Below are 14,916 nucleotides of genomic sequence, written 5' to 3'. Positions count from 1 at the left end.
GCAATGCTCCGGCAGGCAGGCCCTGCCTACGTGCTGCTTCGGTGCCGCCATCAGAAAAACGTACCATCCAGCGGTGAGGATGCGCTGGCGTAAAGCTTGCGAGGCATACGACCCGCCAACCAGGCTTCCCGACCGGATTCAATTGCCAGTTTCATCGCCCGGGCCATACGAATCGGCTGCGTGGCGGAGGCAATGGCCGTGTTCATCAATACCCCATCGCACCCCAGCTCCATCGCAATAGTGGCGTCAGACGCGGTACCCACACCGGCATCCACCAGAATCGGCACGCCGGCATTCTCGACAATCATGCGGATGTTGTAGCGATTCTGGATACCCAGACCCGAGCCAATCGGTGCACCCAGCGGCATCACCGCAACACAGCCCATCTCCTCAAGCCGCTTCGCCTGCAACGGATCATCCGTGGTGTAGACCATCACATCGAAACCGTCCCTGATCAGAATCTCGGCGGCCTCCAGTGTTTCAGGCATATTCGGGTACAGGGTTTTATCGTCCCCCAGCACTTCGAGCTTCACCAGATTGTGACCATCCAGTAGTTCCCTGGCCAGACGGCAGGTTCGCACCGCGTCCTTCGCACTGAAGCAGCCCGCTGTATTGGGCAGAATCGTATAGCGGTCAGGTGATACCACATCCAGCAGGTTGGGCTCATCAGGGTTCTGACCGATGTTGGTGCGGCGCACCGCAACTGTCACCATCTCTGCACCACTGGCTTCAATGGCCAGTCCGGTTTCTTCCAGATCCCGGTATTTACCGGTGCCCACCAGCAGACGTGACTGATAGGTTTTGCCCGCAATAACCAGCGGCTTATCCTGCTTGTGTTCGCTCATTGGAGTTCACTCGTTTTAAATCAGTTTGGTATCCGGAGCATTGGCCGGCGCCCGGGCCGGAAAAAGATGCCTCAGCCCCCGCCAATGGCGTGGACGACTTCAACGGTGTCGCCCGGTTTCAGCTGATATTCGGCGTGACGGCTACGGGGTACGATCTCTTCATTGATCTCGACGGCAACCCGGCGACCGGCCAGTTGCAGTTCTTCAATCAATGTCGCCACAGTGGCGGCTTCGGGTAACTCTCGCGGTTTGCCGTTTAACTGAATCTGCATAATTGAAATGTCCGTTAATTGACTATCGCTTCAGGCCTGCCACTGCCAACAGCACCCAGCCCGCCATAAAGCAAAGCCCGCCCAGCGGTGTAACCGGCCCCAGCGCAGGAATATCCAACAGTGCGAGACCGTAAAGACTACCACTGAACAACAGGATGCCCAGGGCAAACATCAGGGCCGAGGCTGTCAGCAGGCGACGGGACAACCCGGCCGTGCCCAGCAACGCGACAATCATCAGCGCGAAGGCATGGTACATCTGGTAGGTTACGCCCGTCTGGAATACTTCCAGCGCGCGAGGCGTCACCGTGCCACGCAAGCCGTGGGCACCAAACGCCCCTGCCATTACGCCGATCAGCGCCGCAATGGCCCCCACGACGAGCGCCCAGCGGATGATGTCAGCTCTCGCAATCACAGCAGATGCGCTCCCCGGAATCCAGGTTCATCAAAGTCAGTTCGCCACCCCAGACACAACCGGTGTCGAGTGCGATATACCGGTCAGCCCCGGTTTTACCTTCCAGAGCAGCCCAGTGGCCAAAAACAACCCGGGTATTATCCGCTCGTGGATAGGCAAACCAGGGTTCAAACCCTTCCGGAGCCGATGATATCGATTCCTTGGCGGTCAATTCCAGGGTGCCGTCCTGCGCCACAAAACGCATCCGGGTCAGGTAGTTAGTCATCACCCGCAGCCGTCCCATGCCAGTGAGATCCGGCGACCAGCGCTCCGGTTGATTCCCGTACATCTCCCGAAAATAATCCGCCGCGTCGGGGCTGCGCAATACAGATTCGAGCTCTCCGGCGCAGGCAACCGCGTCGCTGGCCGACCAGATGTGCGGCAAGCCGGCATGACTCATGAAAAGATCGCGATCCGCGTCATAAACTGCCAGATGCTGATGGCGGAGCCAGTCCAGCAACAAAGTCGCGTCTTCGGCATCCAGCACTTGCTGGATTGTGTCCTTGCGCTTCAGCGGATGACCACCATACTTCACCGCCAACAGGTGCAGATCGTGATTACCCAGCACCACGTCGGCAGCATTGCCGAGGCTATGGATGTAACGCAGCGTCGCCAGCGATGAGGGGCCTCTGTTCACCAGATCACCGGCCACCCAGAGCCGGTCCCGTGATGGTGAAAAGTCCACCTTGTCGAGCACATCCTGCAGCGGCTGAAAGCAGCCCTGGATGTCGCCTACGGCGTAGTCCGTCATTACATCAAGCCTGTGTTGTCTGAGTGTATAGAGTGGCCTGTCAGGCTGCCGGGCCCGACAGGTGGTCGGCAATCCTGACGTATTCCGCCAGCGTCAGATTCTCGGGACGCAGGCCATCATTGATATCAAGTGCACGCAGCGCCTCAGCCGAAATAAGGCCGCCCAGCGCTTTTCTGAGGGTTTTACGACGGGCGTTAAATGCCGTTCGGACAACAGCCTGCAGCTGGCTCAGATCTTTTGCCGGATAGGGCAGCGTTTCGTGCGGCACCAGCCGGACGATGGCCGAATCCACCTTGGGTGACGGGCGGAAAGCGCCGGGGCCGACTTCAAACAGTGGCTGCACCTTGCAGTAGTACTGCGCCATGATCCCGAGGCGGCCGTAATGGTTGTCACCGGCAACCGCAGCAAGCCGTTGCACCACTTCTTTCTGCAACATGAAGTGCATGTCCTTCACCACGCCGGCCTGAGACAGCAGATGAAAGATAAGCGGCGTCGATATGTTGTACGGCAGATTACCCACGATTCGCAGTTGGCTGTCACGCTCCTTTGCCAGTGCACTGAAATCGAACTTGAGCGCATCCGCCTCGTGAATCCTGAAATCGGGGTAGTTGAAAAACTTGGTGCGCAATACCGGAATCAGGTCCCGGTCCAGCTCAACGACCTGTAATGACGGCGTCGTCACCAGCAGTTCTTCTGTCAGTGCGCCCAAGCCCGGGCCGATTTCTACCAGCGCGTCATCCGGCTGGGAATTGATGGCCCGCACGATCCGTTCGATAACCCCCGGGTCGTGAAGAAAATTCTGTCCAAATCGCTTGCGCGCCTGATGCCCGGCCGGTTTAGCCATGTGTCGTCTCCCGGCGATAACGCGCCATTTGCTGTGCGTAGGTGATTGCAGTGTGCAAGCTGCCCGCATCAGCGGTGCCCTTGCCCGCCAGATCCAGCGCAGTGCCGTGATCAACCGAGGTGCGCACAATAGGCAACCCCAGCGTGATATTGACCGCCCTGCCAAAGCCCTTGTACTTGAGCACCGGCAACCCCTGATCGTGATACATCGCCAGCACCGCATCCGCGTTGTCCAGCCAGTGCGGTGTAAACAGGGTGTCGGCGGGCAGAGGCCCCGTCAACTCAAGCCCTTCCAGACGCAGATCAGCCAGCGCCGGCTCGATTACCTCCAGTTCTTCGCGCCCCAGATGGCCACCTTCGCCCGCATGGGGATTAAGGCCCGAAACCAGAATACGGGGGTGCGGCAGGCCGAAGTAGGTTTTCAGATCATTGTTGAGGATACGGGCCACCTGTTTCAACCGCGCATCAGTGACGGCGGCCGCCACATCTTTCAGCGGCAGATGGGTCGTGACCAGCGCAACCCGTAAGCCTTCGGTTGCCAGCATCATCACCACACGCTCAACGCCACACAGCGCCTGAAGGAACTCGGTATGGCCACTGAAAACAATACCGGAATCGTTGATAACGCCCTTATGCACAGGCGCCGTTACCATGCCATCGAAGTCGCCGTTCAGGCAGCCTTTGGCGGCTGCTTCCAGGGTATCGAGCACATAGCGGCTATTAGCGGGGTTGAGTTGCCCTGCAACCCTACTCTGCAGTCCGGGGATGGTCAGCACGGACAGTTCGCCGCGAGCCGTCGCGGCCGCATCACCAGCTGACCAGTCGTGTAGTTTGACCGGAACACCCAGCAAAGCCGCCCTTTCAGCCAGCAACTGCCGGTCAGCGATCACGACAATACCGGCCTTTCGATCTTCCTGCGCCAGCTGCACACAAAGATCAGGGCCGATACCGCCAGGCTCGCCGGCAGTCAACGCCAGGGTAATCGGCGGCGTCATGCTCACTCGGACTCCGATCCGGAATCTTCCGCCGCTTTCAGCGTGTTGATGTCACTGGCTTCCGTATCTTCCTGACCGTCGGTGTCATCTCCTTTGATGTCGACATAGGCTTCTTCACGGATTTCCCGCAACCAGTTCTGAAGCTCAACCTCGAACTTGCGGCGATACAACACCTGCCGCGCTTCAGACTCTTTCACCTGGGCGCCAATATCTTTCTGCCGGCGTTCTTCAACCTGCAGGATATGCCAGCCGAAACGTGACCGGAACGGGCCTTTGAGTTCGCCAACAGAAGCTTCATTCATCGCTTGCTCGAAAGCCGGCACCATCTCACCCGGGCTCACCCAGCCCAGGCTGCCACCGGCCGAGCCGGATACCTTGTCATCCGAATATTCTTTCGCCAGAGCGGCGAAATCGGCTCCGCCCTCCAGTTGCTGATACAGGTCGTTGATCCGCTTCTCGGCCTGCACATCAGACACCGCATCTGTCGGACGAATCAGGATATGACGCACATTGGACTGTTCGATTACCTTGGCACCATCGCCACCCCGTTTGTCGAGGACCGAAATAATATGGAAGCCACTGCCGCTTTGCAGCAGTTCGGACGGTTGGCCGACTTCAAGGTCTGGTGCCACATCAACAACCAGTGATGGCAACTGGTTCTCGTTACGCCAGCCCAGTACCCCGCCTTCAAGCGCATTGGAGCCATCCGACTCGGCAACCGCCACCTGCTTGAAGTCAGTACCATCAAGAATCTGTTGGCGCAGGTCTTCGGCTTTTGCTTTTGCTGCTTCGACTTCATCGGCATCATTGAAGTCATCCACAGCGATCAGGATATGGCCCAGTAGGTACTCCGCGCCGGTTGCTTCCCGGCCCGCCTGCGCCTGCAGGAAGTTATCCACTTCCCGCGCTGTGATCCGCACCCGGCCGTCGACGCGGTGCTGTTGAACCCGGCTGATCAGCATTTCCCGGCGAATCTGCTCACGGGCTTCGCGATAGCTCAGTCCTTCCTCCGCCAGCGCTTTCTCAAACTGATCAATATCGAAGCCGTTCCGGCTGGCAATATTCTGCATGGTGTCGTTCAGCTCGTTATCGCTGACGCGCATCCCCATTTTTTCGGCCATCTGCAACTGAATGGTGTCCAGAATCAGCTGGTCCAGCACCCGCTCCTCGAGCACATCACGCGGCGGAAGCCCCGTTCCCTGAGCGTTGAGCCGGGCGATAACAGTCCGCACACGGCTGTCCTGTTCAGTCTGCAGGATCACGTCGTCATCAACGATCGCGATTACACTGTCGAGCGGTTTGCGGGCAGCAGAAGCTGCTTGGGCTGCCATGGTCAACATCAGCACAACCATGACGTTTGCGCACAGGCGCAGGGATGCCTTCATAATCACCTCAGTTTTCAAGTTGCGGTCAGGGCGTCTTTAATACTGCCCGCCTGACCGGCCAAAACGTCTGTTTTCACGCTCGTCAAAACCATAAATGGCGTCAGCGATATTGCCGCTACTGTCGCCACTGCCACCCAGCCCCTTGAGCTGTATCTGGAACAGAATCCGGTTTTCAAGCTGTTGATCGTCGGTCAGGTAGTTCTGACTGACAAGCTGCAGGCTCCAGCAGCAATCGGTATATTCAATGCCGGCCAATGAACCGGCGGTGCGGTCGGACTGCGAGTCGTAAACCCACCGGCCAATCACACTGATATGGTCTGTGACAGGCAAAACGCCGCCAATATCCATCTGTTCGAAATCGTCGCGATCATAGGTGTGCCCCACCGTCGCCAGATAACGATAGTCATCAGAGTGATACACCAGCTGGCTACGGCCAATTTCGGTTTTGCGCGACCGTGCGTCCCAAACGCCGGACACCCGGAGATCCAGACTCTCGAGCGGGCGCAGCACAGCCTCGCCGGCAAGCGGAGAATCGCTGCGGGTATCGGCACCCTGCCCGTTCAGGCTCACCTCGCGCTCGTCGTAATAGTAGATCTGCCCGAGACTGAAACGGGCCCGCTCAATACCGGTATTGAGATCGTTGAAACGTGTCGTCAACGCGGCGGTCAAACGATTATTGTCAGCCACACGGTCACCACCGCTGAACCGGTTGGCTTCAAACAGCTGATCAAAAGTGAATGATTTGAGGGCCGAGTCAAAATCGGGAATAAAGCTCTGATCTTCGGCTTCCGAATAGGCGTAATAAAGCCTCGGCTCCAGCGTCTGGTTGTAGGGAATCTCAAACAGCGTCGACTGGCGATCAAAATACAGCCCTGAATCCCACTCATAAACCGGAATTGTCCGGCTAAAGCTGTCGTCGTCCGATATGTAGTCTTCAAGCTGGTACTGGGTAAAGTCCAGCGTCACCGACGGGCGGCTGTAACCCCACAGAGCCCTGAAATCCAGCGCAACTTCAGGTAATACCCGCAGGCGGTTACCGTTACTGCGCGCAAGGCCGGTTATGTTGTCGTTATCGCGGTAGAAATAGGTGTACTGCGACTCCAGCACAGTTTCAACGACGCCCCACTGATAGTCCGCGCCGTAAACAATTTCCGGCAGCTGGGAATAGGGCTTTTGAACATCGGTGATGTTGTCGGTAATCGTCTGATAGCCATTCAGATAACTTTCGAAGAACTGATGCTCACCGTTGTAGACAACGCCGCCTGTCCGCAACAGGTGGGTCGCCTGATCGATATCCAGTGACCGGTTCAGATCACTCAGATAATCATTGTCAGACACGACCGAGTAATCGACATAACCGCCCCAGCCGCCACCGAAGCTGGACTGGTTGGTGAAATCCAGACCCCAGCGTTCGCCGTCGGCACCGGGATTTTCATCAATGTAATAGTCATCATTCCCGATATAGCCCAGCTGCAGCACAGACTCGCCATAATCGCTGAGGTATCGTCCCTCCAGCTCGGTAAACAGCCCCCGCCCGTAAATGTATTGCGGGGTAATGGTGGCATCGTAATCCGGCGCCAGGTTCAGGTAATACGGCGTGGAGACAAACAGGCCACTGCCGGTATTCGACGTGCCAAAGGCAGGGTAAAGGAAGCCGGTTTTGCGGCGGTCATCAATCGGGAAGGTCGCGTAGGGCCAGTAGAAGACCGGAATATCCTGCACTTCCAGACGCACGTGCTTCGCAGTGCCGAAACCTTCGGCCTGATCCAGCTCAATATCCGATGCAACGACAGCCCAGGCGTTACTTTCGGGTGAGCAGGTCGTTAACCGCCCGTCCTGGATCACCACCAGATTATCCTCTGGCCGGGACAAGTGGGATGCCTCGCCCCGCATTTCAGCCGCATGGATCAGAAATGTCGCGGTATTGACGTCGAGCTGGCCGCTATTCGCGTCATAGTCGGCCGATTCGCCGGTCAGCAAAAAGCCGTCCCCCCGGCTGGTCATCGGTCCGGACAACGCCATTTTCCCGCTTGCCTGGTTGTAGACAGCCTGGGAACCGGTCGCAGTGAACGTGCCCTGACGCAACCGGACATCGCCTTCAAGACGGAGTTCATTGTCTATCGAGTAACGGGCAGACAGGCCACTGGCCTCAATCGGCGCATCAGAACCCGCTGCATTGCCGACTGACAGCGGCGCTCCACCCGTTACGGATTCTGGCTGCAGGTAACCACCGGCACAATAACCCGGTAACGCCGCCTGACGCTCTTCTGGTAGCTGATCACGGGGTCGCCAGTCCATTTCGGCCGCACTCTTGACCTCACTTCCGGCCTGAACATAAGGCACTGCCAGTGCCGATACCAGCACGCCAGCCCACCAGTGACCGGCCCTGTTTTTAAGGGCACTGTCCCGCAGACGCAACGATAAAGTGGGGATCAATGACACAATGACGGATCCTGTCCGGTTATGAGGGCCGACGAAAGAAAACCTCTGACGGCGTCGTGTTACTGTTGATCTTAGCTGATCGACCGATCAAAGGCTCCGTAGTTTACACGCCCTGACCCGGGTTGTTAACGACGCAGAAAGCGCTACCTTTTGCCGCAATCACCACCTTCTGATATTTTCCGTGACAGACAGGAGTTTCCTTATCCACCGACCAACAGATAACACTCATGGATAGCAGATTTGATCAGTTGACGGATTGGGTGCGCCAGCAACCCGGCCTTGAACAGGCACAACCGGTGACCGTGTCCGGCGATGCCAGCTTTCGGCGCTACTTCAGGGTAACCGTTGCGGGCTCAGGGTCGGCATCTGATAGCGCCGCTTCACTGATCGTAATGGACTCACCGCCCGACAAGGAAGACCCGACACCGTTTTCCACTATCGCACGGCATTGGCACAGTCTCGGCCTGAGTGTGCCCAAAATACATGCAGAGAACCTGACTGACGGTTTTCTGCTGCTGGATGACTTGGGCGACAGCCTACTGCTGGGCGCCTTGACCGAAGCGAATGCCGACGCACTTTATAATAATGCCCTTGATGAACTGGTCCGCATTCAACAAACATCTGACCCGGACCACTTCCCGCTACCGCCTTATGATGCCGCGCTTCTTGACCGGGAGATGCAGCTTTTCCGTGACTGGCTGGTCGGCCAGTACCTGAAACTGGAGCTGACGGATCAGGAACACTGCCTGCTGGACACTACCTTCGCGCTGCTGAAAGAAGCGGCAATGGCCCAGCCCGAGGTACCCGTTCACCGGGACTATCACTCCCGCAATCTGCTGGTATTAGACGACGGCGAACTTGGCGTGATCGACTTTCAGGACGCGGTGCGAGGCCCGATCACCTATGATCTCGTATCGCTGGTCAAAGATTGCTACGTCGCCTGGCCGGAAGACACCATTAGCCGCTGGATCGAGACCTTCCGGGAGAAATCCGCACAGGCCGGTTTGCACCATGCCGATGCCGATACCTTCCGCCAGTGGGTTGAACTGATGGGCATGCAGCGCCACCTAAAGGCGTCGGGCATCTTTGCACGCCTCGCCCTGCGAGACGGCAAGTTCGGTTACCTCGACGATATCCCCCGCACGGTGAACTATCTGCTTGAGGCCAGTCACCGCCAGCCGGCCTTGCGCCGCTTCCACGACTGGCTCGAAGCCCGGATAATGCCAGCGCTCACCAGTGCACGGGAGACCGCTCTTTCGTGAAAGCCATGATTCTTGCCGCCGGCAAGGGCGAGAGGATGCGGCCGCTGACACTGAAAACGCCCAAACCCCTGCTCGAAGCGGGCAACAAACCCCTCATTGTTTACCATATCGAACGCCTGGTAGCGGCCGGCTTGCGCGATATCGTGATCAACCATGCCTGGTTGGGCGAACAGATTGAGCAGGCGCTGGGTGACGGCAGTGACTATGGCGCGAGGATTGAATATTCCCGCGAAGGCGAACCACTGGAAACCGCCGGCGGCATCATCAATGCGATGCCCATGCTGACAGCGGGAAACGATGACTGGTTTGCGGTTATCAACGGCGATATCTGGACCGATTTTGATTTTTCCCGACTGACACCTTCTACCGGCGATCAGGCCTGCCTGGTGCTGACCGAAAACCCGCCCCAGCATCCAGATGGCGATTTTCATCTTGACCCGCACAACCGCGTTCACGACGAGGGCAACCGGCGGCTGACCTTCACCGGCATCAGCCTGCTGCATCGCAGCCTGTTCGATCAGTGCCCTGGCGGGCATGCCAAGCTGGCGCCACTGCTGCGAGCGGCCATGGCGCGCGGGCAGGTCAGCGGGCTTTACCATCCGGGCCGTTGGTATGACATCGGAACGCCGGAGCGCCTGCAACAGCTTGACCGCGAACTCAAGGAATCGCGGCATGAGTGAAAAGGACACATCCCTGGCCTTGTCAAATCGCGCCGAAGACGCCTTTTTTGAGCTGCTGGAAGAGCTGAATGCCTGTGGTCATCAGGCTCACACTCTGCTGGCCCGCGCCAGACTGCCTCGCTGGTGCCTACGAAGCCTGTTTTATTTTCTGGGCTACATCGCCAAAGCCGGCGGACGGGTGACCGAAACCGATATCCGCTTTGCCGAGAGCCTTATGAAGTCGCTGAATCTGTCGCAGCGCGGACGCCGGGGCGCCATTGAACATTTTCGTGTCGGCAAGCAGGAGCAGGCTCTTCTCGCCATGCGAGGCCTGCGCTTTCGGCTTACCCGCAATATCGCGCCACGGCCTGCCTTGCTGGTCGCCATTTGCCTGTGTCATGCAACCCAGCTTCATGGCGCACCGACCAAAGTCCGCCGCCATCGTTGCGAAGACGCCATTGACCGGATCGGCCTACCGATTGAAATAGTCGATAGTGTGCTCGACAGCTACGCCCGCAAGGTGTGGATTACCCAACCGGAGCTCAAGCCGGCGCCGACATCATACGATCAGGCCTGCAAATTACTGGGGGTCAGTCGCCAGGCGTCTTTCAGCGATATGAAAAAGGCCTACAGGCGCCGCGTATCGGAATGTCATCCAGACAAGCTGGGAGATAATCTGTCAGAAAAGGAATACGCCACCGCCAAGGAGCGTTTGCATCGCTACCAACTGGCCTGGGAGCTGATTAAACGGCGGGAGAAAGTCCGCTCCCATTGAGTTAGCCGCCACTCGCTCAATAAGGCGACACCTGACTGCGGGCCCAGCCTACAATACGGTTGGCGATCTGGCTCGCGTCTCTTGCCTGAGGTCGGGCCGCCATTGCCAGCAACTGCCGCTGATAGCCGACGAATCCTGCCCGAGCCAACTGAGCCTGACGCGCTTCGCCAGCGTTACCCGCTGCAAGATGGGAATCCAGTTCCAGCACCTTGAGGTTGCTGGCATCGCTCAACGCGCCGGCAAGACCGTCATTATCGGCCGGCGCGATCCACACCAGCCCCTGCATTTCGTCTTCCCCTGCGCCTGCCCCGTTCAGCGCCTGCGCGGTTACCTCCGACGCTCCGTGACCAATGCCAACCAGCAAAACGCGCTCATATCCCTGGCTTTTAAGATAGGTAACGCCCGACTGAAGGTAAGCGGCGATCCGGGCCTGGTAACTCTTTTTCATTTCCTCAATCGCGTCTTCAGGCAGAACATCAATCATAACCGCCGAGTCCGCCGGCTTCTGTTTGGCTGCCGCCTCCTGCTTTGGCGCAGTGTCATCACTCTCAGCGGGCATTTCGCTATCCGGCTTCCCGGTCATGGCTGACGATGGCTGCTGCCGGGCCCTGACGACCGGGTAAGGTGGCGGCTGCAAACCCAGCGTCATCGCGGCCCAACCCGCACGCGACAGAGGATCTCGCAAGGCACCCGCCAGCTCACTATCAGCGGTCTGCCCCTCGTCGGCCAGAATTAGCATGGCGCCCCGCGCCGGGGCATTTGACTCGAGCATCACCAAGCCCAGCGTGCGGCCTTCGGATTCTGTCTCGAGCCAGACATGATCGTCCGGAAACCTGGCCGCCAGAGCCGCATTATTCTGGCCCGTTGTGATCATCGGGCGTTGCACCGGTTTATCAGCGGCGGCATCGCCCGAAGCCTCTGCAGCGTCACCGCCGGCAGTCGCCTTTTCTTGCTCTGCGGACTGCGCCGACACAGAAGGCGCCGCTAACCAAAAACTGGCGCTGGCCATCATCCACACCATCACTAACCGACACTTTGCTGCCACAATCAAACCTCTTACATCCGCGACCAAACTGTTAGACTAGCACTCTCAAAAAATATCAGTGAGAGAGACCGCCATGCTCCCCGATTTTATCGCCCCTTCCATCCTGTCTGCGGATTTTGCGCGCCTGGGAGAGGAAGTCGATAACGTATTGGCCGCCGGTGCCGATGTTGTCCACTTCGACGTTATGGACAACCATTACGTCCCCAACCTCACCATCGGCCCCATGGTCTGCGAAGCACTGCGCAAACACGGCGTCACTGCCCCCATCGACGTTCACCTGATGGTATCGCCGGTCGACGATCTGATCCGCATGTTTGTTGATGCGGGCGCCAGCTATATCACATTCCACCCGGAAGCCTCGGCGCACGTTGATCGTTCGTTGCAATTGATTCGTGACGGCGGCTGCAAGGCCGGGCTGGTGTTTAATCCGGCCACACCGCTACATCATCTCGATCACGTGATGGACCGGCTCGACATGATCCTGTTGATGTCAGTCAACCCGGGGTTCGGCGGTCAGAAGTTTATTCCCGGCACTCTGGACAAGCTGCGCATGGCCCGCAAGCGGATCGACGACAGCGGGCTGGATATCCGCCTCGAGATTGATGGCGGCGTCAAGGCGGACAACATTCGTGAAATCGCGGCTGCCGGCGCTGACACCTTTGTTGCCGGCTCCGCGATATTCAATACCGACGACTACCAGAACACCATCGACAAGATGCGCGAGCAGATCGCGCTGAGCCGATGAAGCTGTCGTCACTGTTCAACACAACGCTCCCCGCCGGCATCCTGTTTGATCTGGATGGCACTCTGGTCGACAGTGCACCTGATCTGACAGCGGCGGTGGACAGCATGCTGTCCACCCTCGGGCGTGAGCCTGCCGGCGAGACACAGGTACGTAACTGGGTTGGCAATGGCGCCGGCATTCTGGTGAAGCGGGCACTGGCCGGGCAGTTTGATTATCAAACGAATCCTGGCTTCAGCGAAGACGATTACCGCAAAGCACTGGATCTGTTCTTTACCGCCTATTCCGATTCCAACGGCCGCCAGGCGGAAGTTTACCCGGGCGTCGTGCCCTTTCTGCAGGCAGCTCATGCCGAGGGCATTCCTCTGGGCGTGGTAACCAACAAGCCACAAGCCTTCACCGGCCCGTTACTGCAAAAAATGCAACTCGACCGGTGGTTTGCAATTGCCGTCAGCGGCGACACCCTGCCAGTCAAGAAACCTGACCCGGCTCCACTGCTGCATGCCCTGGGTATTCTGGGCAAGAAACCGGAGCAGTGCCTGATGGTGGGCGACTCGGTGAACGATATTGAAGCCGCCAAAAGAGCCGGCATGCCATCGGTTGCCGTGAGTTACGGATACAACTACGGCAGCGATGTCCGCGCACTGGGGGCCGACATAGTGGTTGATTCGCTGGCAGAGCTTTTGTAACCTCTCAAGAGATTCAAGCAAACCTTCTCATCTGACTCTTCTGGAGCACCTGCCGTGCAGGGACTGAAACTGACTGCAACAGCGCGAGGCGTTTTAACAACCCGCGCGACTCGATGGTGGCGATGGCGCACCGGCTGAACTTCAGCCCGGCAGCCGCGGTACCGCGCGTGCCTGCCTGATACCACACCACAGCCCTCAGCCTTTGCGGCAACCCTGTGGATGCACAAGCAGATCAGATTTCAGGATACCGATCATGACGCCCGAACAATTCGCCGACCTGGCTCAGGCCGGTTATAACCGCATACCTGTCCAGCGCGAAGTCCTTGCCGACCTGGACACCCCACTCAGCACCTATCTAAAACTGGCTAACGGGCCCTATACCTACCTGTTCGAATCCGTTCAGGGTGGTGAAAAATGGGGCCGTTATTCGTTTATCGGCCTGCCTTGCCGGGAAATGCTGAAGGTTGAAGGCCATAACATTACGATTATTCGTGACGGCGCCGTTATCGAAGCCCTGACCAGTGATGACCCGCTGGCGTTCGTCGAAACCTATCAGGCGCGCTTCAATTCGCCTGATTTGCCTGAGTTGCCACTGTTCAATGGCGGCCTTGTGGGTTACTTCGGTTATGACACCGTCCGCTTTATCGAAAAGCGCCTTAGGGAAAGTTGCCCACCTGACCAGCTGGAAACACCGGATATCCTGCTGATGGTGTCTGATGAGGTGGTCGTGTTCGATAACCTGCGCGGCAAACTGCACCTGATCGTCCACGCAGATCCCGCCGATGAAGACGCACTGGCCCTGGCCGAACAACGTCTGGACGCTCTCGAAAACCAGCTTCACGACAGTAAAGCAGACGCCCCGGTAACGCCGGAAACACTGCGCGGCACCCAGGTGGATGAATCGGATTTTGTTTCCGGCTTCACCGAAGACCGCTTCAAGGAAGCCGTCGATACCATCAAGAATTACGTGCTCGACGGCGACGTCATGCAAACCGTTATCTCGCAACGCATGTCCATCCCGTTCGCGGCGCCTCCGCTGAACCTGTATCGCTCGCTACGTGTACTCAACCCCTCGCCGTACATGTATTTCCTTGATCTGGATGATTTCCAGATTGTCGGCTCCTCGCCGGAAATTCTGGCTCGCGTCGAAGACGAACAGGTCTCGGTCCGCCCGATTGCCGGCACCCGCAAGCGCGGTGCAACCGATGCAGAAGACCGCGCACTGGAAGCCGAACTGCTGGCCGATCCCAAGGAAATCGCCGAGCACCTGATGCTGATCGACCTTGGCCGCAATGATGCCGGCCGGGTCTCGGAAACCGGTACCGTGCGCCTGACCGAAAAAATGGCCGTCGAGCGCTATTCTCACGTCATGCACATCGTGTCCAACGTCACCGGCCGCCTCAAGCCCGGTACCTCCTGCATCGATGTGCTGCGTGCGACGTTACCGGCAGGCACCCTCAGCGGCGCGCCGAAAATCCGCGCCATGGAGATCATCGACGAACTCGAACCGGTCAAGCGGGGCGTCTATGGCGGCGCCGTGGGCTATTTGTCCTGGAATGGCAATATGGACACAGCTATCGCTATCCGCACCGCAGTCATCAAGAACGACACCCTGCACATTCAGGCAGGGGCAGGCATCGTAGCTGACTCAGTGCCACGTCTCGAATGGAAAGAGACGATGAACAAGGGCCGCGCCATTTTCCGCGCGGTTGCCATGGCACTTAACCATTTTGATCGCTGAGCAGCGCGGGAGACAGACT

The 14,916-nt window shown here is 58.3% G+C and carries 15 protein-coding genes; 6 read left to right on the top strand and 9 right to left on the bottom strand.

Translation table 11 applies throughout. From position 1 onward, the window contains the following. Positions 1–50: 50 nt before the first annotated feature. From ACUN9X_RS04375 to ACUN9X_RS04340, 8 genes are all read right to left on the bottom strand, one after another. Positions 51–845, bottom strand: a complete 795-nt coding sequence (locus tag ACUN9X_RS04375; RefSeq protein ID WP_445472302.1) for a thiazole synthase — start codon at positions 843–845, stop codon at positions 51–53. A gap of 71 nt (positions 846–916) precedes the next feature. Next, complete coding sequence (thiS, locus tag ACUN9X_RS04370; RefSeq protein ID WP_445472301.1) at positions 917–1,117, bottom strand: sulfur carrier protein ThiS; 201 nt, start codon at positions 1,115–1,117, stop codon at positions 917–919. Positions 1,118–1,139: 22 nt separating this feature from the next. Continuing rightward, entirely contained in the window at positions 1,140–1,460 is a 321-nt protein-coding gene (locus ACUN9X_RS04365) for a DUF423 domain-containing protein (RefSeq protein ID WP_445473180.1), read from the bottom strand. Between the two features lie 52 nt (positions 1,461–1,512). Beyond that, positions 1,513–2,319: a symmetrical bis(5'-nucleosyl)-tetraphosphatase gene (locus ACUN9X_RS04360; RefSeq protein ID WP_445472300.1), complete on the bottom strand. Its 807-nt coding sequence runs from the start codon at positions 2,317–2,319 to the stop codon at positions 1,513–1,515. 40 nt (positions 2,320–2,359) lie between these two features. Further along, the gene (gene rsmA / locus ACUN9X_RS04355; protein WP_260038998.1) at positions 2,360–3,163 is read right to left on the bottom strand and encodes a 16S rRNA (adenine(1518)-N(6)/adenine(1519)-N(6))-dimethyltransferase RsmA; all 804 of its coding nucleotides are present in this window, start codon (positions 3,161–3,163) and stop codon (positions 2,360–2,362) included. Further along, positions 3,156–4,157, bottom strand: coding sequence for a 4-hydroxythreonine-4-phosphate dehydrogenase PdxA (pdxA, locus tag ACUN9X_RS04350; RefSeq protein WP_445473179.1), 1,002 nt, complete (start codon positions 4,155–4,157; stop codon positions 3,156–3,158). The genes rsmA and pdxA overlap by 8 nt, the downstream gene beginning before the upstream one ends. Positions 4,158–4,159: 2 nt before the next feature. Then, complete coding sequence (locus tag ACUN9X_RS04345; protein ID WP_260038999.1) at positions 4,160–5,542, bottom strand: peptidylprolyl isomerase; 1,383 nt, start codon at positions 5,540–5,542, stop codon at positions 4,160–4,162. Positions 5,543–5,578: 36 nt separating this feature from the next. Then, on the bottom strand, positions 5,579–7,840 hold the full coding sequence (locus ACUN9X_RS04340; protein ID WP_445473178.1) for an LPS-assembly protein LptD: 2,262 nt from the start codon (positions 7,838–7,840) through the stop codon (positions 5,579–5,581). A gap of 371 nt (positions 7,841–8,211) precedes the next feature. Here ACUN9X_RS04340 and ACUN9X_RS04335 point away from each other — a divergent pair, with 371 nt between their 5' ends. The 3 genes from ACUN9X_RS04335 to ACUN9X_RS04325 are packed head-to-tail and all read left to right on the top strand — an operon-like array spanning position 8,212 to position 10,680. Further along, entirely contained in the window at positions 8,212–9,246 is a 1,035-nt protein-coding gene (locus ACUN9X_RS04335) for an aminoglycoside phosphotransferase family protein (protein WP_445472299.1), read from the top strand. Further along, positions 9,243–9,926 (top strand): N-acetylmuramate alpha-1-phosphate uridylyltransferase MurU, encoded by a 684-nt coding sequence (gene murU, locus ACUN9X_RS04330; RefSeq protein WP_445472298.1) that lies wholly within the window; start codon positions 9,243–9,245, stop codon positions 9,924–9,926. Before ACUN9X_RS04335 ends, murU begins: the two co-directional genes overlap by 4 nt. Then, positions 9,919–10,680, top strand: a complete 762-nt coding sequence (locus tag ACUN9X_RS04325; RefSeq protein ID WP_445472297.1) for a DnaJ domain-containing protein — start codon at positions 9,919–9,921, stop codon at positions 10,678–10,680. Before murU ends, ACUN9X_RS04325 begins: the two co-directional genes overlap by 8 nt. A 16-nt stretch (positions 10,681–10,696) precedes the next feature. Here ACUN9X_RS04325 and ACUN9X_RS04320 read toward each other — a convergent pair whose 3' ends face one another. Continuing rightward, complete coding sequence (locus ACUN9X_RS04320) at positions 10,697–11,725, bottom strand: DUF3530 family protein (RefSeq protein WP_445472296.1); 1,029 nt, start codon at positions 11,723–11,725, stop codon at positions 10,697–10,699. A 73-nt stretch (positions 11,726–11,798) separates the two neighbouring features. Between ACUN9X_RS04320 and rpe the strand changes: the two genes are divergently transcribed. The 3 genes from rpe (at position 11,799) to trpE (ending at position 14,897) form a co-directional block, all read left to right on the top strand. Further along, a complete protein-coding gene (gene rpe / locus ACUN9X_RS04315) occupies positions 11,799–12,470 on the top strand; it encodes a ribulose-phosphate 3-epimerase (protein WP_445472295.1) in 672 nt (223 codons plus the stop codon). Then, the gene (locus ACUN9X_RS04310; RefSeq protein ID WP_445472294.1) at positions 12,467–13,156 is read left to right on the top strand and encodes a phosphoglycolate phosphatase; all 690 of its coding nucleotides are present in this window, start codon (positions 12,467–12,469) and stop codon (positions 13,154–13,156) included. Before rpe ends, ACUN9X_RS04310 begins: the two co-directional genes overlap by 4 nt. Before the next feature lie 253 nt (positions 13,157–13,409). Then, on the top strand, positions 13,410–14,897 hold the full coding sequence (gene trpE, locus ACUN9X_RS04305) for an anthranilate synthase component I (protein WP_260039006.1): 1,488 nt from the start codon (positions 13,410–13,412) through the stop codon (positions 14,895–14,897). The last annotated feature ends 19 nt before the right edge of the window (positions 14,898–14,916 follow it).

Source organism: Marinobacter sp. V032 (assembly GCF_052645435.1).
This window is presented reverse-complemented; position numbering and strand designations above follow the sequence as displayed.

Excerpts from the sequence above, each read along its gene's own strand:
- ACUN9X_RS04375 (WP_445472302.1), bottom strand. The coding sequence starts at position 845 with ATGAGCGAACACAAGCAGGATAAGCCGCTGGTTATTGCGGGCAAAACC.
- thiS (WP_445472301.1), bottom strand. The coding sequence starts at position 1,117 with ATGCAGATTCAGTTAAACGGCAAACCGCGAGAGTTACCCGAAGCCGCC.
- ACUN9X_RS04365 (WP_445473180.1), bottom strand. The coding sequence starts at position 1,460 with ATGGCAGGGGCGTTTGGTGCCCACGGCTTGCGTGGCACGGTGACGCCT.
- ACUN9X_RS04360 (WP_445472300.1), bottom strand. The coding sequence starts at position 2,319 with ATGACGGACTACGCCGTAGGCGACATCCAGGGCTGCTTTCAGCCGCTG.
- rsmA (WP_260038998.1), bottom strand. The coding sequence starts at position 3,163 with ATGGCTAAACCGGCCGGGCATCAGGCGCGCAAGCGATTTGGACAGAAT.
- pdxA (WP_445473179.1), bottom strand. The coding sequence starts at position 4,157 with ATGACGCCGCCGATTACCCTGGCGTTGACTGCCGGCGAGCCTGGCGGT.
- ACUN9X_RS04345 (WP_260038999.1), bottom strand. The coding sequence starts at position 5,542 with ATGAAGGCATCCCTGCGCCTGTGCGCAAACGTCATGGTTGTGCTGATG.
- ACUN9X_RS04340 (WP_445473178.1), bottom strand. The coding sequence starts at position 7,840 with ATGGACTGGCGACCCCGTGATCAGCTACCAGAAGAGCGTCAGGCGGCG.
- ACUN9X_RS04335 (WP_445472299.1), top strand. The coding sequence starts at position 8,212 with ATGGATAGCAGATTTGATCAGTTGACGGATTGGGTGCGCCAGCAACCC.
- ACUN9X_RS04325 (WP_445472297.1), top strand. The coding sequence starts at position 9,919 with ATGAGTGAAAAGGACACATCCCTGGCCTTGTCAAATCGCGCCGAAGAC.
- rpe (WP_445472295.1), top strand. The coding sequence starts at position 11,799 with ATGCTCCCCGATTTTATCGCCCCTTCCATCCTGTCTGCGGATTTTGCG.
- ACUN9X_RS04310 (WP_445472294.1), top strand. The coding sequence starts at position 12,467 with ATGAAGCTGTCGTCACTGTTCAACACAACGCTCCCCGCCGGCATCCTG.
- trpE (WP_260039006.1), top strand. The coding sequence starts at position 13,410 with ATGACGCCCGAACAATTCGCCGACCTGGCTCAGGCCGGTTATAACCGC.